Source organism: Klebsiella sp. RHBSTW-00484 (assembly GCF_013705725.1).
Taxonomy (GTDB): Bacteria; Pseudomonadota; Gammaproteobacteria; order Enterobacterales; family Enterobacteriaceae; genus Klebsiella.
Genome location: NZ_CP055481.1, coordinates 1,456,770 through 1,473,699 on the forward strand (window position 1 = coordinate 1,456,770; position 16,930 = coordinate 1,473,699).

Genomic DNA, 16,930 nt, shown 5'->3' on the forward strand with positions numbered 1-16,930 from the left:
AATTAATCATCATTTATAGCCGTTGCTATGTTATATAGCACAAGCTATTTATAAATGAAAATAATTCTTATTTAGATGTAAGGGAAATGATTAGCATGGGAATAAAGCGATATAGGAGGAAGACCCGGTCAGAAGAGAGACCGGGGCAAAGATTAAGATAAATCAGCCACCGACTGGCGTGGGATCAGGCGACCCGTCAGCGTGCGTCCTTCGAAGGAGAAGGTAGGGCGCTCGTCGATCAGGCTGCGGATGCGCTGAATACAGTTTTCCATCAACTGCTCCAGCGGCCAGGAAATGCACGTCAGCGGCGGATTCAGCAGCGAGGCGAGGGGAGAATCCTCAAGGCTTAGCAGCGAGACCTCCTGCGGCACGGCGACGTTAAATTCGCGCAGCAGACGCATCGCTTCCGCAGCGTAGCGGTCGCGTTTAACGATAATCACCGAATATTTGCTGAAGCTATTAATCAGCGTCAGCAGCGCCTGCTCGACGTTGTCGTTGGCCGCCAGCATCAGCTGTCGGTTAAACGGGATAGAGTAGTTTTGCAGAACGTTGCGATAGCCTTCGAGCATCTGGCGGCTGGCGTCATCGCTGTCGTTATCGGTCAGCAGGGCAATATTGCGGTGGCCTTTGCCAATCACGTAGCGGCAGGCGCTCTCGGTGGCAAATGCATAGTCGTAGCCCTGATTATTGACCCCGGCGACGCTAAACCTGTCGAAGGAGATAACGTTGCGTGGGGTATCGGCAGCGACGGCACCGAGCACCACCACCGCGACGCACTGGCGCTGTAAATCGTCAACCACCGCCGCCTGTTCAGCCGCATCCGTCACGTATTGCACAATCAGGTTTTTATTCAGCCCCTTCAGCGCTAATGACAGCATCGGCAGCAGGCGTGCGCCGCTGCTTTCGTCGTTCGCCGGAATCACCAGCCCCACGTGATTGGATGTCTGACTGGCGAGGTTTTGCGCGGCAAAGCTTGGGCGGTAGTTGAGTTCTTCTACTGCCCGTAAAACGGCCTCGCGGCTCTCTTCGCGCACGCCACGTGTGCCGGTCAGCACGCGGGATACCGTCGCCCGGGAGACATTCGCTAATCTTGAAACATCATCAATGGTTGGCATGGCATTTTCTGTCTGAATATTTTCGCCTAGCTTAGCATACCTGCTGAAAAAAGTGTCTATCGCCAGCGGCCTTCAGCGCTTGCCTGAACTGGCAATCAGCCCGCGCCACCGCCCGGTTTTCCCCCTCTCCCTTTTGGGGAGAGGGCCGGGGTGAGGGGCAGCCCTACGCGTGCAACGGTCGCCCGGTTTTCTCCCTCTCCCTTTTGGGGAGAGGGCCGGGGTGAGGGGGTAAACCTACGCGTGCAGCGGTCGCCCGGTTTTCTCCCTCTCCCTTTTGGGGAGAGGGCCGGGGTGAGGGGGCAGCCCTACGCGTGCAGCGGTCGCGAGCGGTAAATCGCAATCAGCTCGCCGATCAGCTCTTTCGCCAGAATCGAAGTCATCAAATGATCCTGGGCGTGAACCATCACCAGCGTCATTTTGGTCTTTCCCTCGCCTTCGTCGGCTTCAATCAGCTGCGTCTGCACCAGATGCGCCTCGCGGGCAAAATGCGCCGCTTCTTTCATCTTCTCGTCGGCTGCGGCGAAATCGCCCTCTTTAGCGCAGCTCAGCGCTTCGTAGCACAGGCTACGCGACTGCCCGGCGTTGATGATGATACCCATCACCTGTTCTTCTAATTCCATGACAAACCTCTGAATAGTATGAATTATGCGGATTGCGGCGCGCCTTCGGCCTGCGCAACGGCGTTAGCGTGTTCTTGCTCCAGCAGCTGTTTTTCGTAGGCTTTGAGGAACGGCAGATACATCACCATCGCTGTCGCCATACAAATCAGGCACATGATCACCGGGCTAAAGCTCCAGTTCGCCGCCCAGGAGGCACCGATAGGGGCCGGAGTCGTCCACGGCGTCATCGACACCACGCGGCTCACCAGGTCCAGCTTCAGCGCGAAGTACGCCAGCGTTGCGTTGATCATCGGTACCAGCACAAACGGCAGGAAGAACAGCGGATTCATAATGATTGGCGCGCCGAACAGAATCGGTTCGTTGATGTTAAATACGCCCGGCACCACGCCCATACGGCCAATAGTACGCAGATGAATAGCCTTGCTGCGCATCAGCATCAGCGCCAGCGGCAGCGTGGAACCAACGCCGCCAATCAGCAGATAGTGATCCCAGAAACCTTGCACGTAGATATGCGGGATCGCCGTCCCTGCGGCCATCGCCGCCTGGTTGATCGACAGGTTGGCCATCCAGAACGGGTTCATAATCCCGGTAACGATCAGCGCTCCGTGGATCCCGGCAAACCACAATACCTGGCACACCAGTACCGACAGCAGGATCGCTGGTAAGGTATCGGAGGCCGCCACCAGCGGTTTTACCAGCGACATGATCGCTTCCGGAATGATCATCCCCAGCTGAGCTTCGATAAACAGGTTCAGCGGATGCAGCGTCAGCACGATCGCCAACACCGGGATCAGGATTTCAAACGAGCGCGCCACGCCAGCCGGCACTTCCGGCGGCAGACGAATGGTAATGTTGTGACGCTTGAGGAAGGCGTACAGCTCGGTGGAGTAAATCGCCACCAGAATGGCGGTGAAGATCCCCTGACCGGAGAAATAGGCGGTGGAGATCTGCCCATCTTTCAACGGCGCGGCCACCAACAGAAACGACATCAGCGATAGCATCCCGGCGGTTAGAGGGTCCAGATTGTGGTGCTTCGCCAGGCTCGCGGCGATCCCGACGGCGATAAACAGCGTCATCACCCCCATGCTGAAGTTAAACGGCAGCATCAGCGCGTCGCGATGATCGAGAGAAAATTGCAGCCAGGCGCGGGCAAAGCCCCAGCTGGTATCCGGTGAAAACGGCGGGAATATAAATACCAGTAAAAACGAGCCGACGATCATAAAGGGCAGGGCGGTAATAAAGCCGTCGCGGATCGAGGTGACATATTTTTGCTGGCCGATCGCCCCCGCCATGGGGGTGATCTTCTGTTCAATCACGGTGATCAACTTAGCGTACAGAGAGCTCATGATCTTTCCTTAGTTTTTGTTATCAATAAGGGAAAGCGCGAAATCCAGTACGGCACCGCCTTTTTGCATGCCGTAGTCCATCATGTTGATGGGTTCCACGCGGATCCCGTATTTATCGGCCTGTTTTTGCAGGTCTTTCTGCATGTATTTCACCTGCGGTCCCAGCAGTACCACCTGGTAATGACCGACCTGCTGATCGAATTCCGCGACGCCAAAGGCATTGATCTCTACCGGCAGCCTGCGCTGCTCGGCTTCGGCGACCATTTTTTTCACCAGCAGGCTGGTGGACATGCCCGCAGAACAACACAACATTATCTTTTTCATAAACCGCTCCTGATGAGTTGGATGTGCCGACTATAGTCATAATGGATATAAAACGGAAAGCGCTTTCCGTTCGTGGATTTATTTATTGTGACCACGATCACCTATGGCGGGCTTTTACTTTACTCAGGAGTGCGCGATCATCCCGGCGATAAAACTATTCCTATAAGGCAGGACTATGAACATTCAGTTGATGAATGTTGTCGTCGATATTATCGAACAGCGGCTGGCACCGCTGGCCAACGTTCTGACGCGCAATAACCACATTACGGCGATGCGCGACAGCTTTGCGCTGGCGATGCCGTTTGTGATTGTCGGAAGTTTGCTGGTGCCAATTTTGTTTCCGCCCGTTTCCATCGATGGCGCATCGGCTTTCGGCCAGTTCTATCTCCAGCTGCGGCCCATTCTGCTGCCGACCTTCGAACTCACCATCGGGCTGGTGGCGCTGATTGTGGCCTTTGGCGCCAGCGCCAGCCTCGCCAAGCAGTACCGGTTGCCGGAGCGGCTCTGCGGGCTAACCGGCTGTCTGGCGTTTTTGCTGTTTATCGGCTTTCGCGATAACGGGGCGACCAATATTTTTCTCGGCGGGATGGGGATTTTTACCGCGCTGATTTCAAGCACCTACTCGATTGAAATTATCCGTTTTTTCTACAAGAAAGGCTGGTGTATCCGTCTGCCGGAAGAAGTGCCGGTGATGACCCGCAATGGTTTTCAACTGCTGATCCCGTTGCTGGTGGTGATGCTCTCTATCAGCGTTATCAATGCGTTACTGTTGCAAAGCACCGGACGCATTTTACCAGAGCTGATTAGCGAAGCGGTACGCCCGCTGGTGGTGGCCTCCGATACGCTAACTGCGGTATTAATCTCGTTATTTATCTGTAATTTACTTTGGTTTGTCGGGATTCACGGCGCGCTGATTATCACCGGGATTATGAACCCGTTCTGGATGACCTATCTGTTTGAAAACCAGCAGGCGCTGGCCGCCGGTTCCGCCACTCTGCCGCATATCTACCTCCAGGGATTCTGGGATTTTTACTTGCTGATTGGTGGTATCGGCTCCACCCTGCCGCTGGTCTTTATGGCGATGCGTAGTCGTTCGCGGCAGTTGAAAAGCGTTGGTAAAATCGGCCTGTTACCCTCGTTGTTCAACATCAACGAGCCGATATTATTTGGCTTCCCCATCATCATGAACCCGGTTTTCCTGCTGCCGTTTATCTTTGTACCGCTGATAAATGCCTGTATCGCCTGGTATTTAACTCAGCTGGGAATTCTCGATCGGGCGGTGGCGATGCTGCCGTGGTCGATGCCGTCGCCGCTCGGTGCGGCCTGGTCAGCCAACGGTAGCTGGAAAAATTTATGTATGTGCCTGTTCGCTATTTTTAACGCGTGGATGCTCTATCGTCCGTTCTTCAAAGTCTACGAGCGCCAGCTCGCCGACGCCGAACGCTAAGCTTTTCCCCTGCCTGAATCGGCCCGCCGCGTGCGGGCTTTTTTATTTCCGCCTGGTTATGTGAACCTCATCACGAATATTTGTCATCTATCGTCAAATTTGTGAACTCATCCGGCAATTACGGAAAGCGCTTTCCGTTTGTGGATGTACATTTCCATTTTTGATCCGTAAATTTCCTTCCGTTCTCAGGCAGTGTTAATAAAAAATAACCAAGGAAAAAAAATGATCAGGCTAAATCATTCAATACCTCTGTCTTTACTCGCCCTCGTGGTCATGAGCGACTGCGCGAGCGCCGAGCAGAAATACGATTTTATGCTCCATGGCTATATCCGTTCGGGGATCCTCGCTAACTCTGATGGCAACCGCGCCGACTCCGTTGGCCTGATGCCGGACGGCAAATGGCGTTTGGGCAACGAAGAGGACACCAAGATCGAACTGATCCCGACGGTGACGTTAACCTCGGATACCGGCGTGGTGGCTAAGATTCAAGCCAACATCACCCACCAGTCAAAATGTACCTCTGACTGGAACTGTCAGGATGATGACGGGCATGATGTTCAGTTCCGCGAAGGCTTTGCCGAGCTGTCGAACCTCGACTTCGCCCCGGAAATGACCTTCTGGGCCGGTAAGCGCTACAGCAGTTCCAACACCTCCAGCCACCAGTTTGACTGGGAGTACATTCAGTACAACGGTACCGGCGGCGGCTTCGATAACATGGATCTCGGCTTCGCCCGCTTCGACGCCGGGGTTTACGCCTTCTCGCCAACCGACGAAACCAAAGCTTATCCCGTTGATAAAGGCGATCAGGGCTATCCGGATGACTACTCGCTCAACCTGTGGCTGAAAAAGATTGGTGGCACGGGCTTCGATCTGGAGCTGATTGGTCACCATATGAACCGCAATGAGAAGCACCCGACCTCGGCGGAAAAGGGCTACGGCGTGACCGGGGTCTACAACTTTGACAGTTTTTACGGCCTGACCGGCGGCTACTCTCGCGTGGTCTTCCAGTACGGGCGCGGCCTGGCGGCAGGGGATTCGCTGGGTAAAAACGGCTGGGGTTGGGCTAACCTCGAAGACACCCAGTCCTGGCGCGTGGTGCTGGACAACATGGCTTCCCTGGGCGACTGGGAAATATCGACTTTCGCTTATTACCAGAAAGACAAGAACTACCGCTGGTGGACGGAAGATGCCGACGGCTGGGGACGCTCCAGCTGGGTGGCCGGGATCCGTCCGTACCAGCAGATCACCAAAAACTTCGCCATGCAGTATGAGCTGGGCTACGAATATCTCGACGACAAAAACTACAAAGGTGTGGACGGCAAAGGCAAAGGCGGTCTGACCAAAGTGACCATCGCGCCGACCCTGACCTTTGACTCCGGCTTCTGGACCCGCCCACAGCTGCGCTTCTTCGTCACCTACGCCAAATGGGATAAAGGGGTGTCTGACGCGCTGGACGGCAACTACGACTGGAGCACTAACACCATTTCCGCAGGTGGCTACTCGCGCAGCGGCGACACCGACACGCTGAACTTTGGCGTGCAGGCTGAAGTCTGGTTCTAAGGAGAGATAACGATGATCAAGCCGGTAAAAAAATTAATGCTCGTGGCGCTGCTTTCGGCGCTGGGAAGCGCAGGGGCGATGGCCGCAGAGCAGTCGCACTTTGAACACTTTATTACCCGCGACGGCGCAACGCTAAAAGACGGCGACAAGGTCTTCCGCTTTGCGGGTATCCACGCGCCGGAGCTGCACCGTATTGAAGACGATGCGCGCGGTACCTGCAAAGCCGACTCGCGCGGCTGGGGGCAATATTTTCGCTGGCCGACGGCGGACGAACAGGAAAACTGGATTAAGGCGCAGGTGCAAACCGGAGCCAAAGCGCAGCGAGTGTATGTGCTCTCGGTGCAGCAGGAGTTTGACCAGGCCTGCGGTCGCGAAACCCATATCTTGGCTCCGGAAAGCGCCGACGGCATGCCGCGCCTCAACGAAAAGGCGATGCGGGTTTACGACAATATGATCGCCGAGGCGGACAAACAGGGACTGCGCCTGATCCTGCCGTTTATCGATCACTGGTGGTGGTGGGGTGGCCGCGAGCAGCTGGCGGCGTTCTATCATGAAAAGCCGGAGGATTTTTATCGGACCGACAGCAAAACCTTCAAGGCCTATCTTGACGTGATTCGCCAGGTGATCACCCGCACCAACAGCGTGACCGGTCGCCCGTATTATGACGAAAAAGCGATTATGGCCTGGGAGACCGGCAACGAGCTGGAGGACACCAATGCCGCATTCCTCCAGCAGACCGCCGCGTGGATCAAAAAGTGGGCGCCGCATCAGCTGGTGATTGACGGCACCTACAAGAAAATTAATGCGTTTGCGCTTAACGATCCGAACGTCGATATCGTCAGCAACCACTACTACACCAATGCCGACAACAACCATCCCGATCAGGTGAAAAAAGATCTGACGGCGACTGCGGGCAAGAAAGTGTACATGGTGGGCGAATTTGGCCTGCTGGACGCGCAGCAGCTCAACGCCATTATGCAGTCGATCGTGCATAGCGACGTCAACGGCGCGCAGGCGGCAGGCGGACTGATTTGGGGCTTCCGTGGCCATCGTCACGAGGGGGGGTTCTACTGGCATAAAGAGTCCACTGGTCACTACAGCTACCACTTGCCGGGCTTCCCGGTAGAGGGTAAAGCCAACCAGGAAATAGACGTGGTCGACCTGGTGCGGACCGCGGCGGCGCAGATGAGCGGGCAGGAGAAAGCGCCGCCGCTGCTGAAGCCGGACGCGCCGAAACTGCGGGCGACGGATTCGCCGTTTGCCATCAACTGGCTGGGGGCGGCGGTAGGACGCACTTATGACGTGGAGCGCGCTGATTCGGCAAAAGGGCCGTGGAAAGTGGTGGGGCGCGATATTTCCGATGGCGTTAACGAGTGGAATCCGCTGACGATGGATCTGTTCCGCGATGACTATCGCAGTCTGCAACTGGGGAATACGTATTATTACCGCGCCATCGCCAAAAACGAGAGCGGTAGTTCGGTGCCTTCGAACGTGATTAGCGTCAAGCACACCCAGCAGAATCAGGCTCCGGTGGTAACGCTGGTCGATAAGCTCACCACGACTCAGGATCAGGGCGTGCAATTAACCGCGAGCTGGCGCGATGATGCGTTACCGGACCGTAACGTGAAGGTGGGCTGGAGCAACGGCAGCAACGCGCAGGCCCATTTTTGTGCCACGGATAAAGCCGAAACCCGCGCCTGGTTTAGCGCGCCCGGTGAATATGACCTGACCTTTACAGCCGATGACGGCCTGCTGAAAAGCAGCAAAACCGTTAAGGTGACGGTGACGCAAGCCGTTGGTAAAGCGCCTGCCGATTACTGCCGCTTTGGCGGTGGGGTGTTTAACGTTATCCAGGGCAAGATTGAGGCGGCTAAAAGCGAGAAAGATGCGCTGACGTTGGGCGACGATGGCTTCCTCGGACCGTTCGCCAACGATGGCGATAAGGTGAGCTGGCAGGTTGCGGCGCCGTGGGCTGGAAAGTATCAGCTGCGGGTGACGTTCAACGGCAAATGGGGTGGTAAGAAAAACTCGTTTATCGTTAACGGCGGTGCGCCAATCGCGGTGGAATTCCCGCAGACCGATGAGCAGGGCCAGCAGCTGCTGGTGCCCGTTGAGCTGAAGGCCGGTGATAACCGTGTCGACTTCGGTAAATTCGCCGGTGACTGGGGCTATATGTTTATCAAGTCAATTGAAGTGGTTGCAGAGTAGTGCTTATTGGCTGCGCTCGTTGGGTGCAGCCTTTTTTAACTTACAGGAGGCGTTATGACCCGGTATCAGTTTCCGGAAGGCTTTTTTTGGGGCGCGGCGGCATCAGGCCCGCAAACGGAGGGCATAAGCAACAAGCCGCACCGTTCGATTTGGGATAGCTGGTTTGCCGAGCAGCCGGAGCGTTTTTATCAGCAGATTGGGCCGCAAACCGTCTGCGACACTTATCATCAATATCCGCAGGACGTGGCGTTGATGAAGCAGACCGGCTTCAACTCCTTTCGGACATCGATTCAATGGTCGCGGCTCATTGACGACTTCGAAACCGGCGCGCCCAATGCGGACGCGGTGCGTTTCTATAACGATTACCTGGATGAAATGATTGAAAACGGCATTGAGCCGATGATCAACCTCTATCATTTCGACATGCCGGAAGTCCTGCAAAAGCAGTACGGCGGCTTTGAGTCGGCGCATGTGACGGATCTTTTCGCTCGTTTCGCCCGCACCGCTTTTGAGCTATTTGGCCACAAGGTTAAATACTGGATTACCTTCAACGAGCCGATTGTGCCGGTTGAGGGCGGCTATCTGTATGACTTCCACTATCCGTGTAAAAAAGACGGCAAGCTGGCGGCGCAGGTGGCTTTCAACATTATGCTGGCCCACGCCAAAGCGGTCCGCGAGTTTCGCACATTGGCGCTGAAAAGCGAGATTGGCGTGGTGCTGAACCTGACGCCGTCCTATACCCGCAACGACAGCGCGGAGGACAAAAAGGCGGCGTGGTATGCGGATCTGTTTTTTAACCGCAGCTTCCTCGACCCGCTGGTGAAGCATCAGTTCCCGAAAGAGCTGTGCGAAATTCTGGTCGTTCACGATTGCCTGCCGGTGGTGACGAAAGCCGATGTTGAGCTCATTTCCAGCTCGCACGTCGATTTTCTCGGCGTCAACTACTACGTGCCGCGGCGGGTGAAGGCGCGCGAAAGCGACTATGCGCTGGACTATTTCACGCCGGAGTTTTACTTCGAAAACTACGTGAATCCAGAAGGGCGCTTTAACCCGTATCGCGATAATAATGAAATTCTGCCGCAGGCGATTTACGACATTGCCGCCAATATTCGCGATAACTACGGCAATATAAAGTGGTTCCTCGCCGAGATTGGTATCGCGATGGATATTGAGTCGGAAGGCGAGCCGGGTGAAGACGGAGTGATTGATGATTCGTTCCGTATCAGCCTGATGGAGGAGCATCTAGTGCAGCTGCATCGCGCCATTGCCGACGGTGCCAACTGCTTTGGCGTGCACCAGTGGACCTTTATCGATAACTGGTCGTGGATTAACTCGTTCAAGCGGCGCTATGGTTTCTGGCGGCTCAACCTGCAAACCGGAGAGCGGCAGATAAAACGCAACACGCTGTGGTTTGCCGAACTGGCGGCCAGCAACGGCTTCAGTTCTGATAAATAGCTTCGCAAAATCCCCCGGGTAAGGGGGGGCGCATTTCCCCTCACCCTAACCCTCTCCCCAAAGGGGCGAGGGGATCGTTCCTCTGCGCTGTTTCATTGCATCACACGCATCATCGTGCAGTCCCGGCTCGGGCGGGTTTTCTCCCTCTCCCTGTGGGAGAGGGCCGGGGTGAGGGCATTAGTGCGCACATTTCACCCCCCTCTTCGCTGGCACTACTTTTTCATCTCCGGCAGCGAGGCAATCCAGTTCATTGCCAGCTGCGGCCATTCGGCAGCGGGCAGGCCTTTAGCTCCACGAATCCCAAACCCGTGCTTGCCCTCAGCGAACAGATGCAGCTCCGTCGGCACGTTATGAGCGCGCAGAGCGTTGAACATCACCAGCGCGTTATCCACCGGTACCGAAGGATCGTCTACCGCGTGCAGAATAAAGGTTGGCGGCGTCACGGAAGCCACGTTTTGCTCCGGTGAATAACGACGCTGCTGCTCCGCCGTTGGCGCATCGCCAATCAGCGCTTTACGCGAACCGGGGTGGGCGATTGCCGGATCCATAGAAATCACCGGATAGCCGAGTACCACAAAGTCTGGTCGCGCGCTCTGCTGGTCGATAGTATCCACAGCGCTGTAAACCTGCTCATCGTAGCGGGTCTCCAGGCTGGCGGCCACATGCCCCCCGGCAGAAAAACCCATGATGCCGATTTTCTGTGGGTCAATATGCCACTCAGCGGCACGCGCCCGCAGGCTACGTAGCGCACGCTGCGCATCGGCAAGCGGCGCATCGCTGCCTTCCGCATGACCATCCCCCGGCATCCGGTAGGTCATCACAAACAGGGTATAGCCCTGCGCGTTAAATACCGGGGCGAGATCGCTGCCCTCTTTATCCAGCACCACCCGTTGATAAGAACCGCCCGGCGTCACCAGCAGCGCAATACCGTTGGGTTTCTCCGGCGTATAAACGGTGATTTGTGGGGCGCGAATACCGGTTACCGCACGGTCGGGCAAAGAGGGGTCTTTGCTACGCTCCACAAGTGACTCGCTTGCAGGGCTGTTTTTCGCCCCGGGCGCTTCACCGCCGGGCCAGACAGAAAAAGTGGGCAGAGCCGCGAAGGCGACCTGAGAAGATAAAAGCAGAGTGATAGTCGCCGCCAGAGGTAAACGCGTCATAAGCATCTCCATGAGGAAAAAGCTTATTTATCATTGATTAGCGGCGGGTAACGCGAGTTGTCTCACAGAACGCTGTTTCATTTAAATCGAAATGAAACAGCATTTTGGAAATGGTTATAGCAGATCGTCTTTGTTGATGCCCAGCCGTTTCATTCTTGAAAGCAATGTTGTGCGCTTTAGCCCCAGGCGCTGAGCCGCGCCTTTCGGTCCGGCGACCACACCGTTGCTCTCTTTCAGTACCCGAATAATCAGCTGGTATTCATCTTCGCCGTCTTCCGGCAGTACTTCTGCCGCCAGCGGCTCCTGCTCGATACTCATTTCTGGTAATGATAGTTGCAGCACGCTGCCGCGGGTCAGCAGCACCGCACGCTCAATCACGTTCTCCAGTTCGCGCACGTTTCCCGGCCACTCCATGCGGCTGAGGGTGCGCAGGGTTTCTGCCGGAATGCTGTCGATATTGCGTCCCAGACGACGGGCGATTTTAAAGGTGAAAGCTTTTACCAGCAGCGGGATATCGTCCGGGCGCTCGCGCAGCGGCGGCAGGTGGATCGGGAAGACGTTCAGGCGGTAGTAGAGATCGCTACGGAATTCGCGATCGGCGACCATCTGCTTAAGATCGCGGTTGGTCGCGGCGATCAGCCGCACGTCGGTGTGAATCAACTTATTGCTGCCGAGGCGCTCGAACTCCTGCTCCTGCAACACGCGCAGCAGCTTCGGCTGAAGCTCCACCGGCATATCGCCCACTTCATCAAGGAACAGCGAGCTTTTATCCGCGAGTTCGAAGCGGCCGATGCGCTGGGCGCTGGCGCCGGTAAAGGCTCCGCGTTCGTGACCAAAGAGGTCACTTTCCAGCAGTCCGGCGGGCATGGCTGCGCAGTTCATTTTGACCATCCGGCGACCGTTGCGCCCGCTCAGGTTATGAATGGCGCGGGCAATCAGTTCTTTTCCGGTGCCGGTTTCGCCGAGGATCAGCACCGTGCTGTCGCTGTGCGCCACCATTTCGACCTGCTTGAGCACGCTGTTCATCGCTTCGCTGCGTCCGATGATTTCGCCAAACTCGCTTTCAACGTTATTGAGCTGTTCGGTCAGCGCGAGGTTTTCATCGACCAGTCGCTCCTTCAGACGCTGAATTTCGCGATAGGCGAGGGCATTATCGACTGCAATCGACACGCGCTCGGCGATTTGCCGCAGCAGCTTAAGGTTGGTGGTGGTGAAAACCTTTTCATCGCACTGCGCCAGCTTCAGCACGCCAAGCAGGGTATTGCCGGACATCAACGGCAGCAGGCACAGGGTCTGAATTTTGTTATCCCACATCTCGAAGAGCATTTTTTCGTACGGCGCCAGCGGGTCGTGCTCATGCAGGTTAAGCAGCAGCATCTCTTTGCTTTTGAACACCCGCTCGGTCAGGGTGCCGGCCTCGTCCACTTCGCTTTGATCGTGCACCGGATGGCTGGCGTCGAGATAGTGGGTGGAATAGATATTGAGCTTGCCCTTGCGGTTGCTGCGCAGCACCACGCTGATGGCGTCAATGCGGAAGTAGCGGTGGATCTCTTTTGCCACTTCGCTGACCAGCTCGTCGATATCCAGCCGCGAGAGTACGGCGTTGGTGATCGCCACCAGAATACGGAAATTATCGCGCTCGTGGCACAGCAGGTCGTAGTCAACGTTATTGCTGACCCGGCTTTGGATCTGCTCGGTCACCACGGCGATGATTTGCGTAAAGGTATGCAGCCGCTGGTACTCTTTTTCTGTCCACGGACGGTTGTCGTCGCGAATAAACTCGCAGCCGCCGAAGATGCGGCCTTCTGCCGCCAGCGGCAGAAGGCAGTAGTAGCCAAAAGCGGGATAGAGTCCGCTTTTGGCGAGCTGTGGCCAGGTTTCGGCGAAAGTGGTGCTATCGCAATGCAGCGCGTCCGGGCGCGACAGCAGGCGTCGTACCGGGCCGTTAGCGAGGACGGTCTCATCTTCGTAACTGACCGGATGGCCTGTGTCATCGCAGGCGTGGCGGACTGCGCGATGGTTACCCGCTTGCCACAGAATAATTGCTGCCCGGTCGGCGAGCGCAGACTGCTGCACCAGGCGGGTCAGCGTTTCGCTCAGCGCGGCCAGGTCCGGCTGCTGTAATAAAATACGGGTGATATCGAACAGACCCTGCTGCCCAAGATCGCCCATCGGTGTATACGACATTGCTTAAGTCCAAAAAGCACCACAACGCGGCGCAGAAGAAAGTGATGACACAAATAATAGTATGTTAATAAAGCGGTTGTTGCCGCCGTTAACCCATCCGTGGGTGCCCGATGATTTGGGCTGGATAATGATGCTGTCGTCCTGTCGCTTTCCCGGCTCGCGCTGCGCTTAGCCGGGCTACAGGTGTGCGCAGTTTTGTAGCCCGGATAAGGCGTTAGCCGCAATCCGGGATCCCGCACTATTAACAAATTCTTGGCAGCGGCTCGGCGTGGGGAAGATCGAGCGTGCGCTTCACGCCGTACAGGCCAATGGATCGCACTCCCCGGCGCTCAACAACGTCGCCAATTATCGCCGCATCTCGCCCTAATGGGTGAGACCGTAAATGCGCAAGTACGCTTTCCGCCGCCTCGCGGGCGACGACAATCACCAGCTTACCTTCATTGGCAAAATTTAGCGCGTCCAGCCCGAGCAGCTCGCACACCCCGCGCACGGTATCGTTCACCGGCAGCTTTTGTTCGTGCAGCTCAATCCCGCAGCCGCTGGCGGCGGCGAACTCATGGGCCACCGCGTTTACTCCGCCGCGGGTCGCATCGCGCAGTGCTTTGACGCCAGCGACGTCGCGCAGGGGCTGAATTAAGGGCGTCAGCACCGCGCAGTCGCTGGACAGCGCGCCGTCCAGCCCCATCTGCTCGCGCAGGTTGAGAATCGTCGCGCCATGATCGCCAAGCGTACCGCTGACCAGCAGGACATCGCCGGCGCTAATCTGTTGCACACCCCAGCGAATATCGGTGGGGATGACGCCGATCCCGGCGGTATTAATAAACAGCTTATCCGCCGCACCGCGCGGCACCACTTTGGTATCGCCAGTGACAATGGCGATACCCGCTTCCCGCGCGGTCTGCGCCATGCTGCTCACCACCGCTTCGAGAGTGGCCATCTCCAGCCCCTCTTCAAGAATAAATCCACAGGAGAGGTAGCGTGGGATCGCACCGCTCACCGCTACATCGTTGGCGGTGCCGCAGACCGCCAGCTTGCCGATATTGCCGCCGGGGAAAAACAGCGGATCGATGACGTAGCTATCGGTGGAGAAAGCGAGTCTGTCGCCCTGAGCGGTAAGCTGAGCGAGATCGAGACGCGCCTGATCCTCCTGCTCCGCCAGCCAGGGATTGGCGAAAGCTTGCATAAACAGGGAGGCGATCAGCTGTTGCATCGCCTGACCGCCGCTACCGTGGGCTAACTGGACGCTTTTCATGCTTCGATTTCCTGACTGCGATATTGATACCAGGCGGCGCAAGCGCCTTCCGATGAGACCATCAGCGCGCCGAACGCGCTTTGCGGGTTGCAGGTATTGCCGAACAGCGGGCACTGATGAGGTTTACAACGACCGGTCAGCACCTCGCCGCAGCGGGCGCGCGGATCGTCGCAAACGCGCTGCGGTGCCGGACGGAAATGCGCCTCGGCGTCAAAGTGTTGATAAGCGAGCGTCAGATGCACGCCGGAATCGCTAATCACCCCCAGACCGCGCCACTCGCTGTCGCCGCTGAGGCAGAAAACGTCGGCGATGGCTGACTGCGCCAGCGGGTTGCCTTCATCAGGCACCACCCGGCGGTACTGGTTTTCCACCTCGCTGTGCCGCGCTATTGTCTGCTCAACCAGCATCACTGCGCCTTGCAGTAGATCAAGCGGTTCGAATCCTGCCACCACTAATGGACGATGATAGTCGCTGGCGATAAATCCGTAGGCTTCGGTACCAATCACCATGCTGACGTGACCGGGGGCGAGAAAGGCGTCGATCCCGTTATCCGGCTGATCGAGCAGGCTGCGCAGGGTCGGCAGCAGGGTGATGTGCTGGCAGAAAAAGTAGAAGTTTGATACGCCGCGCTCGCGGGCCTGACGCAAGGTCAGGGCGGTGGCGGGCATGGTGGTTTCGAAGCCGAGACCGAAGAATACCACTTCACGCTCAGGGTTCTGCTGCGCCAGCTTCAGGGCGTCCATTGGTGAATAGACAATGCGCACATCGGCCCCGCGCGATTTTGCCTGCAGCAGCGAACCGTTTTTTCCCGGCACGCGCATGGCGTCGCCGAAGGTACAGAAAATCACCCCCGGGCGGCTGGCGATATCGATGCAGGCGTCGATGCGCCCCATCGGCAGTACGCACACCGGGCAGCCGGGGCCGTGAATAAACTCGATGTTTTCCGGCAGCAGCTGGTCGAGGCCAAACTTAAAAATGGCGTGAGTATGGCCGCCGCACACTTCCATTATGCGCAGCGGACGTTCGGCGGTATGCGGCAGCAGGTGCGCGCGCTGCTGGAGATGTTCCACCAGCTGCATCACCTGTTCCGGGGCGCGGTATTCATCAACAAAACGCATTTACCGCTCCTCGCCGTACAGCAGCGCGCCGACGTCCGGCTCCACTTCAAACATATTTTGCAGCGCTTCCAGGGTGTCGCGGGCTTCCGCTTCATTAATGATGCTCATGGCGAAGCCGACGTGCACCAGCACCCACTGGCCCAGGCGCGGCTGGCCCTGGTCGTCAACCGCGCCGACTAAGGTGAGATCGACTTCGCGCTGAATACCGCACACTTCAACCTTCGCCAGATTGCCGTCAATAGCGCAGATTTGTCCCGGAATGCCTATGCACATTGCTGCGCCTCCAGCCAGTTAAGCCACTGGTCCATGCCTTCGCCACTGGTGGCGGAAAGCAGGATGATTTCAATATTCGGGTTCACCTCGCGGGCGCAGGCGAGGCACTGTTCAACGTCAAAGTTGAGATACGGCAGCAGGTCAACTTTGTTGAGTAGCATCAGGCTGGCGGCGGCGAACATGTGCGGGTACTTCAGTGGTTTGTCTTCGCCTTCGGTCACCGACAGCACCGCCACTTTATGGCGTTCGCCGAGGTCGAAGCTTGCCGGGCACACCAGGTTGCCGACGTTTTCAATAAACAGAATGCCGTTGTCGGCAAGCGGCAGGCGCGGGGCGGCGTCGGCAATCATCTGCGCGTCAAGGTGGCAACCCTTACCGGTGTTGACCTGAATCGCCGGGGTACCGGTGGCGCGAATGCGCGCGGCATCGTTCACCGTCTGCTGATCGCCTTCGATCACCGCGCAGGCAGTTTTCTCTTTCAGCCGCAGCAGGGTTTCGGTTAACAGGGTGGTTTTGCCGGAGCCGGGGCTGGAGACCAGGTTGAGTACCAGCTGGCCTTTGGCGGTGAAGCGCGCGCGGTTGCGGGCGGCCAGACGGTTGTTTTTATCCAGCACGTCGATTTCGACTTCTAACATCCGCCGCTGGCTCTGGCCCGGCGCGTGGGTTCCCGCTTCGCCGTGACCGTAGTGCAGGTCGCCAGCATCCGAGCGGGTGGGGGCGAAGTTATCGGTTTTGACGCCGGTAATGTTCATCATCGGGCGCGGGGCAGGCGCGAAGGGGGCGCTGCGAAACGCCGAGTGTGGGTTATGTTCGTCGCCTTCTATATAAAGGTTGCCTTCACCGCAGCCGCAGGTTGTACACATAA

14 protein-coding genes are annotated in these 16,930 nt (G+C 57.2%); 4 read left to right on the plus strand and 10 right to left on the minus strand.

The window, feature by feature from the left end; translation table 11 throughout:
- Window positions 1-152 precede the first annotated feature (152 nt).
- The 4 genes from HV213_RS07020 to HV213_RS07035 all read right to left on the minus strand — a co-directional run bounded on the left by HV213_RS07020 (window position 153) and on the right by HV213_RS07035 (window position 3,405).
- The gene (locus HV213_RS07020; protein ID WP_181485164.1) at window positions 153-1,115 is read right to left on the minus strand and encodes a LacI family DNA-binding transcriptional regulator; all 963 of its coding nucleotides are present in this window, start codon (window positions 1,113-1,115) and stop codon (window positions 153-155) included.
- Window positions 1,116-1,420: 305 nt separating this feature from the next.
- Window positions 1,421-1,735, minus strand: coding sequence for a PTS lactose/cellobiose transporter subunit IIA (locus HV213_RS07025; protein WP_110275792.1), 315 nt, complete (start codon window positions 1,733-1,735; stop codon window positions 1,421-1,423).
- Between the two features lie 23 nt (window positions 1,736-1,758).
- A complete protein-coding gene (locus HV213_RS07030) occupies window positions 1,759-3,081 on the minus strand; it encodes a PTS sugar transporter subunit IIC (protein WP_181485165.1) in 1,323 nt (440 codons plus the stop codon).
- Between the two features lie 9 nt (window positions 3,082-3,090).
- On the minus strand, window positions 3,091-3,405 hold the full coding sequence (locus HV213_RS07035) for a PTS sugar transporter subunit IIB (protein ID WP_181485166.1): 315 nt from the start codon (window positions 3,403-3,405) through the stop codon (window positions 3,091-3,093).
- A gap of 175 nt (window positions 3,406-3,580) precedes the next feature.
- On the opposite strand from HV213_RS07035, the gene HV213_RS07040 reads away from it, so the two are divergent.
- From HV213_RS07040 to HV213_RS07055, 4 genes are all read left to right on the plus strand, one after another.
- Window positions 3,581-4,852, plus strand: a complete 1,272-nt coding sequence (locus tag HV213_RS07040; RefSeq protein WP_139539519.1) for a PTS sugar transporter subunit IIC — start codon at window positions 3,581-3,583, stop codon at window positions 4,850-4,852.
- Between the two features lie 222 nt (window positions 4,853-5,074).
- On the plus strand, window positions 5,075-6,412 hold the full coding sequence (locus HV213_RS07045) for a maltoporin (RefSeq protein WP_181485167.1): 1,338 nt from the start codon (window positions 5,075-5,077) through the stop codon (window positions 6,410-6,412).
- 15 nt (window positions 6,413-6,427) lie between these two features.
- Complete coding sequence (locus tag HV213_RS07050) at window positions 6,428-8,620, plus strand: CBM35 domain-containing protein (RefSeq protein ID WP_181486349.1); 2,193 nt, start codon at window positions 6,428-6,430, stop codon at window positions 8,618-8,620.
- Window positions 8,621-8,674: 54 nt separating this feature from the next.
- Window positions 8,675-10,075, plus strand: a complete 1,401-nt coding sequence (locus tag HV213_RS07055) for a glycoside hydrolase family 1 protein (protein WP_181485168.1) — start codon at window positions 8,675-8,677, stop codon at window positions 10,073-10,075.
- Window positions 10,076-10,287: 212 nt separating this feature from the next.
- Here the strand turns inward: HV213_RS07055 and HV213_RS07060 are convergent, their stop codons facing one another.
- The 6 genes from HV213_RS07060 to hypB form a co-directional block, all read right to left on the minus strand.
- The gene (locus tag HV213_RS07060) at window positions 10,288-11,235 is read right to left on the minus strand and encodes an alpha/beta hydrolase (RefSeq protein WP_181485169.1); all 948 of its coding nucleotides are present in this window, start codon (window positions 11,233-11,235) and stop codon (window positions 10,288-10,290) included.
- Window positions 11,236-11,349: 114 nt separating this feature from the next.
- Entirely contained in the window at window positions 11,350-13,422 is a 2,073-nt protein-coding gene (gene flhA, locus HV213_RS07065; RefSeq protein ID WP_181485170.1) for a formate hydrogenlyase transcriptional activator FlhA, read from the minus strand.
- A 241-nt stretch (window positions 13,423-13,663) separates the two neighbouring features.
- Window positions 13,664-14,674 (minus strand): hydrogenase expression/formation protein HypE, encoded by a 1,011-nt coding sequence (gene hypE, locus HV213_RS07070; RefSeq protein ID WP_181485171.1) that lies wholly within the window; start codon window positions 14,672-14,674, stop codon window positions 13,664-13,666.
- Window positions 14,671-15,792 carry a hydrogenase formation protein HypD gene (gene hypD, locus HV213_RS07075; protein ID WP_181485172.1) on the minus strand — a complete coding sequence of 374 codons (1,122 nt, stop codon included), beginning with the start codon at window positions 15,790-15,792 and terminating at the stop codon, window positions 14,671-14,673. The genes hypE and hypD overlap by 4 nt, the downstream gene beginning before the upstream one ends.
- Window positions 15,793-16,065 (minus strand): HypC/HybG/HupF family hydrogenase formation chaperone, encoded by a 273-nt coding sequence (locus HV213_RS07080; RefSeq protein WP_181485173.1) that lies wholly within the window; start codon window positions 16,063-16,065, stop codon window positions 15,793-15,795.
- Window positions 16,056-16,928 (minus strand): hydrogenase nickel incorporation protein HypB, encoded by an 873-nt coding sequence (hypB, locus tag HV213_RS07085; protein WP_181485174.1) that lies wholly within the window; start codon window positions 16,926-16,928, stop codon window positions 16,056-16,058. Before hypB ends, HV213_RS07080 begins: the two co-directional genes overlap by 10 nt.
- Between the last annotated feature and the right edge of the window lie 2 nt (window positions 16,929-16,930).